We start from the raw sequence: 13,088 nt of genomic DNA, 5'->3' as shown, positions 1-13,088 counted from the left end.
ATGCGATTGCGGGCTCGTTGGCGACGAGCACACACACCGGCCCGCCCCCCGCCACGTCCGTCTAAGGCCCGCACAGAACGAATGCTGACACCGCCAGTATTTCCCGAAAGCCGTCTCACTAGGGCAAGCCCATGTGAGTCTTCCGAAAAGCAGGCTAGTCAGTCTCACACGAGTAGTCTCTTGACATTTCAGCTATTGGTCTCACATAATGGTCTCACATGGCCATCCAATTGGAGACACACGCAATGTCCAGCGGCACCCTTGTGGGCTACGCCCGCACTTCCACCACCGATCAAAAGGCAGGCCTTGAGGCCCAGCTCCGCGACCTAAGCGCGGCGGGCTGCACGCGGGTCTTCCGTGAGGAGCTTTCCTCGGTGGCTGACACGCGGCCCCAGCTTCAAGCAGCGCTCGATTGGGTGAGAGACGGGGATACGCTCCTCGTCACTAAGCTAGACCGTCTCGCCCGCTCTGTGGCGGACCTTGTCGCAGTCACTGAGGCCTTGCGGGTGAAGGGCGTGGGGCTCCGTATCCTGGCGATGAACCTCGACACCACCACTCCCACCGGGAAGCTGATGCTAAACCTGCTGGGGTCCATTGCGGAGTTCGAGCGAGAGCTGATGCTAGAGCGGCAGCGCGAAGGCATCGCCAAGGCCAAGGCCGAAGGAAAGTATGCTGGCCGCCAACCTACAGCCCGCCGTCAAGCCGGCGAGGTGTTGCGCCTTAAAGCCGAAGGGAAGTCCGCAGGCGACATCGTGGCGGCCTTGGGCATCAGCAGGGCGAGTGTCTTTCGGATACTAGCGGAGTCTTCCGATGGGCAGTGAGGCAACCATCCGATCCCTGCCGCCCTGCTTGCGAGCGAGATGGTTATTGCCTTGCGAGATTTGTCTCACGAAAGCCGACTGGAGGCGCTGGCTCTGGCCACGGCGGAGGTCATGTTGCTTAGCACCAATCCACAGCGGGGACGCCACGAGCCGCATTGAAGCCTATACGGAGCGGCTGGCCGACACGGTGCGCAAGGGAGTTGAAAAGCTGACGGTAGCCGCCGTCCCGCTCCGCCCATCCTTAAGAGCACCCCTGGTGGATCACCTGAGGCATTGGCTTGCCCATGAGCCGCCCGGAAAACTCCAAATCGTTCTTGAGGACCATGGCGATTTTGGCGCTCTCCTGCTCCTATTCTGGATTGTGGAAGGGGGGCCTACGCTATACGCATCCAACTTCTACGCCGACCGACGAGGGGCGTTAGAAGGGCTCAACCGGGATGTGTTAGAGCCGGCCGGACTTGCTCCAGTCCTATACACAAAGAAGCTGAACTGGCGACTACCAAAGCCGGCGCGGGACAAGAAGCAACGCCACCAACGGGAAGCCCCTTTGCCCTAGCGGAGCCAACGCCGTTGAGGCACACTCGCCAGCATGTGCAATCTCTACAACATCACGACCAGCCAAGACGCCATCCGTGAGTGGACACGCGCCATGCGGGACATCATGGGCAACCTAGAACCCTCGCTAGATGTCTACCCCAACATGCCGGGCGCTGTGGTCCGCAATGCCCCCGATGGTCAGCGCGAGCTTGCGAAGCTGCTTTGGGGAATGCCCACGCCGATAGAGAGGGTGAAGGGTAAGGCGGACTACGGCACGACCAACATTCGCAACCCGCAGTATGGCCACTGGCAGCAGTATGTGGGCATCGAGAACCGTTGCGTGGTGCCGGTCACGAGCTTCGCAGAGCCTAGCCCTACGCCTAACGATAAGGACCCAGAGACAGGCATACAGCGTAACTACTGGTTTGCCAGGAACGGGGAACGCCCGCTGTTCTTCTTTGCCGGCCTCTGGACGCAGTGGCAGGGGGTGCGCAGGGTGAAGGACGGGCCGGGGGACTTCGAGCTTTACGGATTCCTCACGACCAAGCCCAACGCCCTCATTGCGCCCATCCACGAGAAGGCAATGCCGGTGATCCTCACCACCCAGGACGAGGTGGAGACTTGGTTGACGGCCCCGTGGCCCGAAGCGAGGCACATGCAGCGGACAGCCCCGGATGACGCCTTGGTGATTGTCGAGAAGCCGGCCACACAGGTCAAGTTCCCGCAGCAGGCTCCGGCTCAGGGGTCTTTGTTCTAACATGGTAGGGGTGGTTGCGGGGGCTGACAGCAAGACGATTACAATTTTCGGGCATGGCATCGCGGTGCCAAAGCGTTTCGAGTTGTCCACCGGGATATGGCTAAGACCTTCATTATCCAAACTGGATGTTTCGGCCGCCGCCAATGGAAGCACCCGATTTTCGGACTATGCCGCAGCCCTCCAAGGTGACGAAATAGCATCTTTTGAAATGGTGGTTGAGGAAGCGGCTGGTGGCAGAGAGCTTGTGGTGAAGGGGTGGAACGCGCTTTGGCTATTCCATTTGCTGAGTATCGCTTGTAGCTCTCCGTGCCTTAGCCTCTACTCGGTATGTGATGGGGAGGAGCCCAAGTATTCCGCAGCCAGCCGAACACCCTTTGTCAGGCCCGTATCTGAAATCCACGTCGCCACCCTACAGCAACTGCGATGGGCCAAGGAGCATCTGGAGAGTTTCGACATTCTGACCAAGGTCCCCGAGTTTGAATCGGCGATCAAATGCTTTGCCAACGCCCACTATTTGCCTGATCATGACATCCGTATCATGCTCCTTTGGGCAGGCATCGAGGGGCTGCTATCGGTCGATGCGGAACTCAGTCGAAGACTGGCTCTTTATGCTGCTATTCTAATGGACGGCACCCCTGAACAGAAAGCCGCGTATTTTGGTGAGGTAAAAAAGGCCTACGCTATTCGCTCACAAGCCGTGCACGGGTCAAAAGCCAAGCCGGACAAGCTGGCAGCAGGCTACCTTGTTGCCAGTCGTATTTTGGCTGGACTGCTGAGGCGCTGTGTGGAGATTCGCAGGGTGCCCTCCCCGGCGGAACTTGATCGGCTAGCCGTTGGCGCATCCATAACCTAGCGCCGGTTCTAGTCGTCCTTCCAAATCACTCTCCTGACCATACGGACCCCGACAAGCCTCCTCACGCTTATCTTCATGCCCTCCGATGCGCTCGGCAGCAGGATATCCACGTCAAGGTCACGACGCTTGCACCGCTCGCAACGCATGTGCCGGTCAACGTCCCAGAACGGAATGTCTCCGACCAGCTTGGCAAGGTCCCCAGGCAGATAGTGGCGCGTGATGTTGCAGTTGACGCACCGGACTCGGATTAGCTGACCAACCTCATGCGCTTTGCATAGGGTCTGCACGAGGCGGCGGGTTTTTCGGTGCTGCTCTGGCATGAGGCAAAAATAGGAACGCATTCCTCACTGAGTCAATTCGCTCTTGACTCTTTTGTTCCGTTTTCGTTCACTATCGGCACGAAGCTTTGGAGCAACCCCGATGGACCACATTGTGACGCTGGACAGCCGCCAAGAAACCGCCCTCCAGACAATCGCTGACAAGTTCATTGCCCAGCACAAGGGCGACCCAGTGAAGGCGCTAAAGGAAATGATCGTGCTCAATGGTCATCTTCAGGATCGTATTGACGCGCTCACCACTCCGCGCCGCGCAGCCCGCTAGGAGCAACCACAAATGGCCACGATGTATCTTAACGCTCAGTCCAAGGCGGAGCTGCATGCCGAAGCGGAGAAGCTGATGGCACGCTACGAGAGCCCCCTTGAGACCGTGAAGGCCCTTATGGCCTACAACTGTGAGCTGGAAACCCAAATCCTCGCCCTCGCCCAACGACATCCGGGACTGGTGGCAATCAGCTTTGACCCCACGCCGCCCGTGCTGGGGTGACTGGGACGGCGCTATATGCATGACCTTATCACTTTCATTGGCAGCAACGCGGCGCTGGTGGTCGCCAACCCCGCTGCCTTCGCCACGTTTGCCGTGCTGTTCGGAGGCGGTGGATTTGCTGTCGGGCGCTATTTCCTAACGGAGCGCGTTGCGAATCTAGAAAGCCGAATTGCACGGCGCGACGAGGAAATCACAGACCTCAAGGCTAGGCAGAAAGCGCCAGAGCCGGAGGCCTCCACGGTGCCTCTATTCGAGATGACTGAGGTTCTTCCCCCTCCTCCGCTCAATTTCAACGGCCTTTTAGCCCACCGGAAAGAGAGCTCCCATGTCAGATAACTTGATGCCTCAGCAGAAGGCACCCAAGCTAATCGTTGTCACCGCCTTCGATCGCGACGAGACCGGCGACCTTCAACCTGTGTTTGGGCCTGCCGAGCAGCAGACCGAGGACCGGGCGATACGAACCGCGAAGGGCCTAGCGGCGAAGCATGCCGGCGTCATTGCGTGGTCGCGTGATGCCAACCCCTCGCTCGGCGAATACGGCGAGCCCACGACGCTCTTTGTGGGTGGCGACGTGCCGGACATGGAGTAGGCGGAACGCTACGAGACCGGAGCGTCGGGGTCGATCTCGTAAGAGAACTTGCCGGGAGTGCGGGGATAGTTGGGGCAGCGCGATGCTGGGCCGGACATGCAGTAGTGGTTGACTGACCGGCGATACTCCATGGTGCCGAAATGACGGAACAGCATCATGAGGATCGTCAGCGCCACCAGGGCAAGCACCATCAGGACCGGAATGTTGTTTTTGGACTGTCGGCGTTCGGAAAGGTAGCCGTCCGTTTGCTGTGGCTCTAGTCTGGCGATTTGCGCCACAATGGCAGCAGTGGCACCAGAGGCGATAGCTTCGGATTGTAGCGACTCTGCCGGCACCATCTCCTCTTTCCAGCCGGGAGGAAGCGGTCGTGCTCCCAATAGGAAACTCGTTACGGCTGCCGCTGCTGTGTCCGGCCAACCCGCTTCTCGGAATTCGGCTAGCCACCTTGCCGGCTCCCGCCCTCGGAATGTTTGAAAGCGGTCGGTTGCTGTGGCGCTGGTTAGTGCCTCGGGCGCTCTTGACGACATGGTTTCCCCTAAAGAGGCAAACGCCTGCGGTACGCCCCCGCAGACAGCCTCCTCATGACTCCTGATCGGGGAGTTGGAAAACCGAGTTCCGGTTCCTGCGGCCTTTAGTTCCGGAGAACCTGGACATACGCCACAGGCTCCCCGACCGAAAAAGTCGAGGATCGGCACCGATGTGTTCGGCACCATGTTTGAACTCAGGGTTTCCACACCCCGGAGCGCCGCGTGAGCGCTCGCTGACGAGTCTAACCGACGGCCACCGCAATGCAAGGCGGCTAGCTGTGATGGCTTGAGGTAACCCTCACCGTTCTGAACGGCGTGACGGGTTTGCCGGAAGTGCCGCCGCGCCACAGCAGTTAAACGTCATCGGATTGTCACTCCCAACATAATGGTCGCAACTCATTGAAAAGCTGGAGAAAGGTAAGCTGACCACACGGGATTTGTTACACCTAATAAAGCCTAAACCATTGATTTACTTGACAAATATATTTCTTTGCGGTACGTGGTTTGCGTTGCAAGGGGAAGAGGCTTCCAATGTCGATGACCGAATTTAGGGCCGTTGCTCAGGTGGCGGCTGGAAGAAAGCTTTTTGCTATAGCTGTAGCAACTGTTGCCTCACCTAAACCGGGGTCTCCGGGAGTGAGCGCGTCAGCTTGGCAGATATTTGACGCTGCTACGGGTGAAGAGATCGGCGGCCCTCGAACGATCCCAAGTCGCGCCGCAAATCGATATCAGTGGTATGCGCTGATAATGGCAGTGCGTGGTGTCATTGAAGACTGTCTGTCTGGAGACGAGGTGACGGTTGAGATTTCGATGGCCGATCTAGCCACTGCCTTCCAATCCGGAGGACGAAGTGTGCACGGCAAGTACGTCGAGGACGGAGAAACCATAGCCGAGGTCATTAAGCTCGCCGCCGATAAGGTCGTTACGTTCTCCGTCAAATACGCTCCGGTCGGTCCCCGCCAAAAGAACCTTAAGAAGAAGGCGCTTGCTCAGGCCAATGTCCAATTGACCCACCTCGGTGGTCGGAACTGAAGTCGGCAGCGTTGTGGCTCTGACTCCAGTGTCGAACAAGATCGAAGCCCGCTTTGCGACTGGGGCTCGCGGAGAGCAGCAACTCTGTGCAGTCCCGGGATGCAACCGCAAATCGTCTCTCGCTGGCGGGACCGGTCTCTCGCCATTCCATTGCCGGTATCACGTTTTGCACAAGGCACGTCACGGCTCCCATTGGTGCGCAACCTATCGAGCGGCCGAGCTTGGTCCTTACGTCGTTGCCGCGTCTGCATGGCTTGCGCAACGTGCACAACTGGGAGCGGTCGGCGCTGCCATACAGGAGCTAGCGTCCGTCCTTGCAGGTGCTGGGCGGGTTGATCCAGCAATGAACTTGCGCGGTCAGCCTGCGAGCTACAGAGCGCGTGTTGCGTTCGCCCGGCTGCGAGAGGCCGGCATTGAGCCCCGCCGCTTGCTGGCCATCTACTTGAGCGTTTGCGCATTGATTGAAGACGACCTTGGGTCCCATCGCACCCAGGAATTCAAGATCGTGCAGGCTGCCAAGGCTGTCCACCGGCTCGCGAGCGGGACGCACAGAGGCTGGGAGATGTTCAACCCGTTGGGACCGGACGTTCATACGGAGCTTCACGCTTACCCTAGATCTTCGGGTATCGTGCTGCGAAAGGTAGGGGAGAAGCTGGAGATGGCGGGAGAGCCGCTGGCTCGTGAAGCAGTTGGCGAAATCATCGCCATCAAGACCAAACGTTTTGGCGAGCATCCGTCGCATCTACCCGGATGGCGACCCAGTTGGGAAAAGCGCCGGGCCTAGCGGATGGTGGGCGAATGCAAACGATCAAGTGACGTGGTTGCGGCATCCGGGTGCTCACATGTTTGAAAACGCCTGGAGGACCACGAACAAGCTTAAGTCCCCCCATTCCCCTTGTGGTGCGCCGTGGTGGTGGTCCTCGTGGCCATGCGTTTCTACAGCCCCAACCAATCACTGCCAGCTCATAGCCAACGCATTAAGTCCCCGCTGTGCGGCTGCCATTGATGGATGATCTTTCCTCCCCCACCGACCATTGGTTCGACCCTTGGGCCACCTCCGAAGGTCCTCACCTCAAGGCCGTCTCTGAGTTGATAGCAAGGCAGGTGCTCCAAGGCCCCACCAAGAGACATCAAGCCCGCATCAGGCAGCCCAAGCAGGAGCAGGTGGAGAGGGTGACCAACATCGTGTCCTCCCTAATGGCCAACCTTGCGGTCATGCACCATGGCCACCCCGAGCACAGGCGCCTAGCCATCCCCCTACGCCACGACGCTCTGTCCCGCTATGACCGCAAGGGCTTTGGGCATCTCCCTCATGTCATCGATACGATGGCCGCCATGGGCCTAGTGGTCAAGCATGCAGCTCACATCAAGAAGCGGAGGACAGGTATAGAGGCGACCGGATGCTTGCTTGAGGCTCTGCTGGGGGTTGGGGCTGAGGGAGTGGGGAGAGCAGAGGGAGAGGAGACTCTGTGGCTCTTCGCGAGGGCAGGCCGCAATGCCATCGGCAAGAAGCTACCCTTCGTGCTGGTGGACTATGAGGAGACCAAAGAGACACAGCGACTGAGGAGGGAGATGGAGGAGATCAACACCTTGCTCGCAAACCAGAGCTTCAAGGCCAACGCCAAGCTGCCTCAAGGCTTACCCGGCACTTCCTCCTCCGCAACGCCACTGATCCGCACTCCTTCCACCTGCATGGCAGGCTCTATGGGGGCTTCTGGGAGTCCATGCCGAAGGCCTTGCGGGCTGACCTTCGCATCAATGGAGAGCCGATCGCCGACCTCGATTACGCCAGCATGTTCCCAAGGCTTGCCTACGCGAGGGTTGGGGCTGAGCCGCCTGAGGGTGACCTTTATGCCATCCCAGGCCTAGAGGAGCACCGTGCCGGTGTGAAGGCTGGCTTCGCGGCCATGCTGTCGTCTTCGAACGAGATGACCCGCTTGCCGAGCGAGGTAAAGGAGGCTCTGCCGTTGGGCTGGACGGGCAGAAGGTTGGCGCAGGCTATTAGCTTTAAGCACCCCGCCCTCGTGCCCCTCTTCGGCAAGGACACCGCGCTAGACCTGATGTTCACCGAAAGTTGCATCCTGGTGGCTGTATTGCTGCGGCTGGCGAAGATGGGGATAGCAGCCCTACCGATGCATGATGGAGTGATGGTGGCGGCTAGACACTTCGAAATGGCCAAAGAGGTCATGATGATGGTGGCTGCGGCCCGCGAGGGAGCGCTAATTCCGGTGGTGGCCAAATGACCGCTGGGGCGAGCGCGATGCCAGCTCAAATCCAAAAAACCACGTCTTGAATGTTGTACTCCGCCATCGCCAGCAAGCCGGGGTCATCGTGGGAATAGGCGCGAAGACGTTCGATCACATGGGCGGGAATACGGTCGATACCTGACACATCAAAAAAGACATTTGGCAGCGCCTGGGCTTCGCCGAATTCCATTGCCTCCTTGCGATCCATAATGTCACGTTCGGCGGCTCCTTCGACGAAATAGTTCAAGTGACGCAAGACGATGACGGCGTCTAGGTTGGGGTAGGTTCTGGGTTCATCGTTATCGTCCCGCTCAAAAGTGTTCGGCGTGAGAAGGCCGGACCGCTGGTTGGCCAATATAGAGATGGGTTCGTAAATGAAATCGTCCCATACGACTACGAGCAATGAGGCCGTATTGCCGTCCCTGAATCCGGCGAACTTCCGATCCGCATCCGCCAAAAAATCTCGAACAGGGTAATCGCGGGGCAATGTCAGGCCGTCTTGGCCAACGGTCCTTCGGGCATCATCGGGAGTGAGGACGCCTCGATAAGCCAGTTGAGCGCCATTCGCGTGCCGTTGCCGAACATGGTTCAACATGGAAGGCGTTTTGACCTCGACCACTAGGCGTCCGCCTGGGAAGGTCACTAGAAGTTCGGGGCGCGGTCCGCCGGGGAAAGCGCAAGGCTCCTGTTCAAAAGTAGTACCTTCCGGCCAGTCGGATGTGACGATCCGCTCTATCACGAGAATCTCGGCAAGCTTCTGCATGAGCTGTTCATAGTGTGGCTGGTGCCTATCGATACCTCCTATACTGAGAAGCTCTCGAAAAAGCGCTGTGCCCATTCCCGGCGCACGATCGTTGATGCTCCCGCAGGCCCTGATAATGCTCCTAGCAAATGGCCGAGGACCGTTGAAGAAATGGAAAGAGAAATAGTGCCAGCCTGTCTTCTTCAACTCATCCAACGCGAGCGTTAAAAAGGCTCCAAATTCCTGCGCGGTCATTGGCGATCCGTAGCTCCTAATGGTCATTTTGGGGCACCACGATGGGGCACCGCCATATAACGGCAACCCACAAAACTATTACAAATCACACGCTTGTAAGCTACTTGGTAAGCTGGCGGAGAGAGCGGGATTCGAACCCGCGTTACGGTCTCCCGTAAACACACTTTCCAGGCGTGCGCCTTCAACCACTCGGCCACCTCTCCGTCCATGCATGTCGCGTCGGCCGGTTTTGCCGCGCGGATTGGGGAGATGCACCTCCCTTGGGGCAAGGCGGAACTTCCGCCGCCGGCGCCGCCAACCAGCGAACGCCCTTCCCCGCACCTGGGCCGTCGAAGCAACAGGCGCGGGGCTCATCTAGTCGATCCGGCGCCGAATGCCAAGCCATAACGGCAGTCTATTCGCTTTGCCGGCCACACAGTGTTTCACAAGGCGGCCGGCATGCCCGTTTTTACGGGCGCCGCCGCTGCAATGGTGTGCACAGGCACGACCGCCGGGCCCGCCGCCCTTGACTTCCCCCGGAGTTGCCTGTCGGGTGCCGAGGCTTTGCGGGGGCATCGTGCGGACATGACATCGAGCAATGGACAGACGCCAGTCAGGCGGCCGGACAGCGGGCTGTCCTTCGTGCCGGTGGGCTGGCTCGTCTTCGTCATGGCGTGGTCGGTCTACGGCCTGATCTCCGTCTGGCCCGCGGTCGGCGCCACCGGCCTGCCAGACAGCGTGTTTTACCTTATCTATGGCGGGCTCGCCGTCGACATCATCACCATCCTGTGGGGGCTTTACCTGCTCGGCCTCGCCTTCGGCCGCTCGGCCCGCTTCCCGCGCCAGTTCACCATCTGGCAGGTCGCCACAATCATCTGGCTGGTGGCCTGGCAGGCCTGTGCACTGACGATTTCGGATTTCGTCTTTTCGGGCCAGGCGCTTGCCATCACCGCTGCTCAACTCGCCATCGGGGTCCTCTGCATCTATCTGCTGCGCCGTGGATCCGAAGCCGATGCCGTTTATGTCAATCCGGAAACCGAAAGCCCGCCTGTCTTCGTCTCGGTCGTCGCCGCGCTGCTCGGCATCGTCCTGGGCGCGGTCATCGGCGCCGTGGGCGGATTCGCCATCGGCTCGGTGATCGCTGATGCCACCGAGATGAGCTGTTTCGAGGGCGCCTGCGGCTATTTCGCCGTGTTCACCGGCCTGGCCGGCCTGGTGATCGGCGCCATTGGCGGCGGCGTTTTTGCCGCGTGTCCATCGGCGCAAAAGGAAGCCGGCCGCATAATTCGCGCAGGGCAACGAATCCGGGTTCACCCGGTCTTTGAAGACTTGGCCGGCACGTCGGTTTGCGAGGCACCAAACGCAAAAACCCGCCTGTGCGGCGGGTCGTCGGCGCAAATCAGCACCCTGCCGAAATTGTTAGCATAGCTGCCCTCACATGTCAATGAAAAGCTACCCAACCGACTGTCGTCCGGCCTTCTGTTGACCTGAGTTTGGGGTCTGCAAATTCGCGTATGGCGATTGCGATCCAGCCATGCGCATTCTATCTCTGAAAGGCCCCTCGGGAGGGGACCAGCCCGGAGGAGGGTTCTAATGTTTCGCTTCGTCTTTCGTCTTGCCGCAATGATCGCGCTGTCGATTTCCGTCATCATGGCGGTGCTCGACGCGACACGCACCGTGGCGGCCTCCGTGCTGGTGCTGACCCCGCTCAACACCAGTTGGCTGGCGGTCTCGCCCGACACGAGGGCCGCCTTCGAAACCTTCATCCGAACCAAGGCCAGCCCGCTGCTGTGGGACGGCGCCGTCGCCTGGGTGCTGAACCAGCCGGGCTTCGCCGTGTTCGCGGTGCTGGCTTTCCTGCTCTATGCGATAGGCTACAGGCGGCCACCGCGTGCTGGGCAGTTCGCCGCCACCTAGAGCATCGGACCCAAAAGCGGTTGCCGGTTTTGGGAATCCGATGCTCAAACAAAGCCGCCGTCATGCGGCTTCTTGCGTTTCACCCGGAGAGGAGCCGCGCATGTTCTTTCTCAGCGACATGCTGAACAAGAAGCTCAATCTACCGAAGCCCTCCGAGGCTCTGCCGGGCCGCGCCAAGGCGATCCCGACCGCATCCAGACACAAGGTCTTGAAAAGACCGCTCAAAGGTCCTTATCCCGAGAGGCTGGAGACGGCGATGTTCGGACTGGGCTGCTTCTGGGGAGCGGAGCGGCTGTTCTGGCAGATCGAAGGCGTTTGGGTCACCGCGGCCGGCTATGCCGGCGGCTTCACGCCCAATCCGACCTATCAGGAGACCTGCACAGGGCTTACCGGCCACGCCGAAGTGGTGCTGGTGGTCCATGACCCCGAGATCGTCTCCTATGCTGGGCTTCTGAAGCTGTTCTGGGAAAGCCACGACCCCACGCAAGGCATGCGCCAGGGCAATGATGTCGGCACCGCCTATCGCTCCGCGATCTACACGAGCGACGAGGCGCAATTGTCGGCGGCGAACGCCTCGCGCGATGCGTATGAGACCTCGCTACGCGGTGCCGGCCACGGCAGGATCACCACCGAGATCGCGCCGGCGGCCGAATTCTACTTCGCCGAAGCCGATCACCAGCAATATTTGGCGAAGAACCCTTACGGCACGTGCAACCTCAAAGGCACCGGCGTCGCTTGCGTCATCCCTGCCGCCGCGTCCACGTAACACTTGGCGCAAGGACAAGCTGCGGTGCGGCTTGCCCACATCAAGCTTTTCCAAAAGGTCAAAATTCCGCGTGAATTTTGTTTCCGGCCATGCCAGATTGCCGCCGAGCGGGAGGGAGTACACTCCTGGCTGACGTCGTATGCCTGCCGGAGAACCGGGCCGGCATGCGGTGCATAACGGAAAAAATAACCGACAGGGTGTGGATCACATGAAACGTATCGTTCTCGGCCTCCTGGCCGCAACCGCAATGGTTCTTCCGGCTTTCGCCGCGGATGTCCAGCCGGCCATCCTCTATGATCTCGGCGGCAAGTTCGACAAATCCTTCAACGAGGCTGCCTACAACGGCGCCGAGAAATTCAAGACGGAAACCGGCACGGCCTACGTCGAATTCGAGGTCTCCAATGCCTCGCAGCGTGAGCAGGCGCTGCGCCGCTTCGCCGAGGACGGCCGCAACCCGATCGTTATGGCGGGCTTTGCCTGGACGGACGCGCTGACCAAGGTCGCCGCCGAATACCCCGACCTGAACTTCGCCATCATCGACGACCAGGTCGATCTGCCGAACGTGCGGTCGCTGAAGTTCAAGGAACAGGAGGGCTCCTACCTCGTCGGCATCCTGGCGGCGATGGCCTCTAAGTCCAAGAAGGTCTCCTTCGTTGGCGGCATGGATATCCCGCTGATCCGCAAGTTCGAATGCGGCTATGTCGGCGGCGCCAAGTCGGCGGGTGCGACTGATGTCATCCAGAACATGACCGGCGACACGCCGGCTGCCTGGAACGATCCGGCCAAGGGCGGCGAGATCGCCAAGACGCAGATCGACCAGGGCTCCGACGTGATCTACGCCGCGGCAGGCGGCACCGGCGTCGGCGTGCTGCAGGCGGCGGCAGATGCCGGCAAGCTCGGCATCGGCGTCGATTCCAACCAGAACGGCCTGCAGCCGGGCAAGGTGCTGACCTCGATGCTGAAGCGCGTCGACGTCGCCGTCTACACCGCCTTCATGGACGGCAAGAACGGCACCTTCAAGGGCGGAGTCGAGAATCTGGGCCTCAAGGAAGGCGGCGTCGACTACGCCATGGACGACAACAACAAGGCGCTGGTGACGGACGAGATGAAGGCGGCCGTCGAAAAGGCCAAGGCCGACATCATTGCCGGCAAGACCGAAGTGCACGACTATACGGCTGACAACGCTTGCCCCTATTGAGCGGCACGAACACACAGACATGATCTGCAAACCGCCGGGCGCCAGCC

At 60.0% G+C, this 13,088-nt stretch carries 16 protein-coding genes and 1 tRNA gene; 14 read left to right on the top strand and 3 right to left on the bottom strand.

What is annotated here, in order from left to right; translation table 11 throughout:
* The first annotated feature begins 218 nt into the window (after nucleotides 1-218).
* From EOB80_RS14755 to EOB80_RS14720, 7 genes are all read left to right on the top strand, one after another.
* Entirely contained in the window at nucleotides 219-821 is a 603-nt protein-coding gene (locus EOB80_RS14755) for a recombinase family protein (RefSeq protein WP_127328375.1), read from the top strand.
* Between the two features lie 589 nt (nucleotides 822-1,410).
* The gene (locus EOB80_RS14750) at nucleotides 1,411-2,115 is read left to right on the top strand and encodes an SOS response-associated peptidase (protein WP_127328373.1); all 705 of its coding nucleotides are present in this window, start codon (nucleotides 1,411-1,413) and stop codon (nucleotides 2,113-2,115) included.
* Between the two features lies 1 nt (nucleotide 2,116).
* Nucleotides 2,117-2,968, top strand: a complete 852-nt coding sequence (locus EOB80_RS14745) for a HEPN domain-containing protein (protein ID WP_127328371.1) — start codon at nucleotides 2,117-2,119, stop codon at nucleotides 2,966-2,968.
* Nucleotides 2,969-3,388: 420 nt separating this feature from the next.
* On the top strand, nucleotides 3,389-3,568 hold the full coding sequence (locus EOB80_RS34525; RefSeq protein WP_164762616.1) for a hypothetical protein: 180 nt from the start codon (nucleotides 3,389-3,391) through the stop codon (nucleotides 3,566-3,568).
* A 12-nt stretch (nucleotides 3,569-3,580) separates the two neighbouring features.
* Complete coding sequence (locus EOB80_RS14730; protein ID WP_127328369.1) at nucleotides 3,581-3,790, top strand: hypothetical protein; 210 nt, start codon at nucleotides 3,581-3,583, stop codon at nucleotides 3,788-3,790.
* Between the two features lie 15 nt (nucleotides 3,791-3,805).
* Complete coding sequence (locus EOB80_RS14725) at nucleotides 3,806-4,126, top strand: hypothetical protein (RefSeq protein ID WP_127328367.1); 321 nt, start codon at nucleotides 3,806-3,808, stop codon at nucleotides 4,124-4,126.
* Nucleotides 4,116-4,379, top strand: coding sequence for a hypothetical protein (locus EOB80_RS14720; RefSeq protein ID WP_127328365.1), 264 nt, complete (start codon nucleotides 4,116-4,118; stop codon nucleotides 4,377-4,379). Before EOB80_RS14725 ends, EOB80_RS14720 begins: the two co-directional genes overlap by 11 nt.
* 8 nt (nucleotides 4,380-4,387) lie before the next feature.
* On the opposite strand, the gene EOB80_RS34520 is transcribed toward EOB80_RS14720, so the two are convergent.
* Nucleotides 4,388-4,717, bottom strand: coding sequence for a hypothetical protein (locus EOB80_RS34520; RefSeq protein WP_164762615.1), 330 nt, complete (start codon nucleotides 4,715-4,717; stop codon nucleotides 4,388-4,390).
* Between the two features lie 720 nt (nucleotides 4,718-5,437).
* Here EOB80_RS34520 and EOB80_RS14710 point away from each other — a divergent pair.
* The 3 genes from EOB80_RS14710 (at nucleotide 5,438) to EOB80_RS14700 (ending at nucleotide 8,181) form a co-directional block, all read left to right on the top strand.
* Entirely contained in the window at nucleotides 5,438-5,938 is a 501-nt protein-coding gene (locus tag EOB80_RS14710; protein WP_127328363.1) for a hypothetical protein, read from the top strand.
* 427 nt (nucleotides 5,939-6,365) lie between these two features.
* Entirely contained in the window at nucleotides 6,366-6,722 is a 357-nt protein-coding gene (locus EOB80_RS35285) for a hypothetical protein (protein ID WP_245466361.1), read from the top strand.
* Between the two features lie 940 nt (nucleotides 6,723-7,662).
* Nucleotides 7,663-8,181 carry a hypothetical protein gene (locus tag EOB80_RS14700; protein ID WP_127328359.1) on the top strand — a complete coding sequence of 173 codons (519 nt, stop codon included), beginning with the start codon at nucleotides 7,663-7,665 and terminating at the stop codon, nucleotides 8,179-8,181.
* Between the two features lie 25 nt (nucleotides 8,182-8,206).
* Here EOB80_RS14700 and EOB80_RS14695 read toward each other — a convergent pair whose 3' ends face one another.
* Complete coding sequence (locus tag EOB80_RS14695; RefSeq protein ID WP_127328357.1) at nucleotides 8,207-9,181, bottom strand: hypothetical protein; 975 nt, start codon at nucleotides 9,179-9,181, stop codon at nucleotides 8,207-8,209.
* A 113-nt stretch (nucleotides 9,182-9,294) separates the two neighbouring features.
* Nucleotides 9,295-9,384, bottom strand: a tRNA-Ser gene (locus tag EOB80_RS14690).
* 361 nt (nucleotides 9,385-9,745) lie between these two features.
* Between EOB80_RS14690 and EOB80_RS14685 the strand changes: the two genes are divergently transcribed.
* From EOB80_RS14685 to EOB80_RS14670, 4 genes are all read left to right on the top strand, one after another.
* Nucleotides 9,746-10,588 (top strand): hypothetical protein, encoded by an 843-nt coding sequence (locus EOB80_RS14685; protein ID WP_245466360.1) that lies wholly within the window; start codon nucleotides 9,746-9,748, stop codon nucleotides 10,586-10,588.
* Nucleotides 10,589-10,753: 165 nt separating this feature from the next.
* Nucleotides 10,754-11,077, top strand: a complete 324-nt coding sequence (locus EOB80_RS14680) for a hypothetical protein (protein ID WP_127266916.1) — start codon at nucleotides 10,754-10,756, stop codon at nucleotides 11,075-11,077.
* A 100-nt stretch (nucleotides 11,078-11,177) separates the two neighbouring features.
* On the top strand, nucleotides 11,178-11,843 hold the full coding sequence (gene msrA, locus EOB80_RS14675; protein ID WP_127322748.1) for a peptide-methionine (S)-S-oxide reductase MsrA: 666 nt from the start codon (nucleotides 11,178-11,180) through the stop codon (nucleotides 11,841-11,843).
* A gap of 208 nt (nucleotides 11,844-12,051) precedes the next feature.
* Nucleotides 12,052-13,041 (top strand): BMP family ABC transporter substrate-binding protein, encoded by a 990-nt coding sequence (locus EOB80_RS14670; RefSeq protein WP_127266918.1) that lies wholly within the window; start codon nucleotides 12,052-12,054, stop codon nucleotides 13,039-13,041.
* Nucleotides 13,042-13,088: the final 47 nt, after the last annotated feature.

This window comes from Mesorhizobium sp. M7A.F.Ca.MR.245.00.0.0 (genome assembly GCF_003997415.1).
Classification (GTDB): Bacteria; Pseudomonadota; Alphaproteobacteria; order Rhizobiales; family Rhizobiaceae; genus Mesorhizobium.
The sequence above is the reverse complement of the archived record's forward strand: the minus strand, read 5'-3'. Positions and strand labels throughout refer to the sequence as shown.

What these genes read in the sequence shown, in the direction of transcription:
- msrA (WP_127322748.1), top strand. Translation starts at nt 11,178, where the DNA reads ATGTTCTTTCTCAGCGACATGCTGAACAAGAAGCTCAATCTACCGAAG.
- EOB80_RS34520 (WP_164762615.1), bottom strand. Translation starts at nt 4,717, where the DNA reads ATGGTGCCGGCAGAGTCGCTACAATCCGAAGCTATCGCCTCTGGTGCC.
- EOB80_RS14730 (WP_127328369.1), top strand. Translation starts at nt 3,581, where the DNA reads ATGGCCACGATGTATCTTAACGCTCAGTCCAAGGCGGAGCTGCATGCC.
- EOB80_RS14695 (WP_127328357.1), bottom strand. Translation starts at nt 9,181, where the DNA reads ATGACCGCGCAGGAATTTGGAGCCTTTTTAACGCTCGCGTTGGATGAG.
- EOB80_RS14755 (WP_127328375.1), top strand. Translation starts at nt 219, where the DNA reads ATGGCCATCCAATTGGAGACACACGCAATGTCCAGCGGCACCCTTGTG.
- EOB80_RS14720 (WP_127328365.1), top strand. Translation starts at nt 4,116, where the DNA reads ATGTCAGATAACTTGATGCCTCAGCAGAAGGCACCCAAGCTAATCGTT.
- EOB80_RS14750 (WP_127328373.1), top strand. Translation starts at nt 1,411, where the DNA reads ATGTGCAATCTCTACAACATCACGACCAGCCAAGACGCCATCCGTGAG.
- EOB80_RS14745 (WP_127328371.1), top strand. Translation starts at nt 2,117, where the DNA reads ATGGTAGGGGTGGTTGCGGGGGCTGACAGCAAGACGATTACAATTTTC.
- EOB80_RS14725 (WP_127328367.1), top strand. Translation starts at nt 3,806, where the DNA reads ATGCATGACCTTATCACTTTCATTGGCAGCAACGCGGCGCTGGTGGTC.
- EOB80_RS34525 (WP_164762616.1), top strand. Translation starts at nt 3,389, where the DNA reads ATGGACCACATTGTGACGCTGGACAGCCGCCAAGAAACCGCCCTCCAG.
- EOB80_RS14700 (WP_127328359.1), top strand. Translation starts at nt 7,663, where the DNA reads ATGCCGAAGGCCTTGCGGGCTGACCTTCGCATCAATGGAGAGCCGATC.
- EOB80_RS14710 (WP_127328363.1), top strand. Translation starts at nt 5,438, where the DNA reads ATGTCGATGACCGAATTTAGGGCCGTTGCTCAGGTGGCGGCTGGAAGA.
- EOB80_RS14680 (WP_127266916.1), top strand. Translation starts at nt 10,754, where the DNA reads ATGTTTCGCTTCGTCTTTCGTCTTGCCGCAATGATCGCGCTGTCGATT.
- EOB80_RS14670 (WP_127266918.1), top strand. Translation starts at nt 12,052, where the DNA reads ATGAAACGTATCGTTCTCGGCCTCCTGGCCGCAACCGCAATGGTTCTT.
- EOB80_RS14685 (WP_245466360.1), top strand. Translation starts at nt 9,746, where the DNA reads ATGACATCGAGCAATGGACAGACGCCAGTCAGGCGGCCGGACAGCGGG.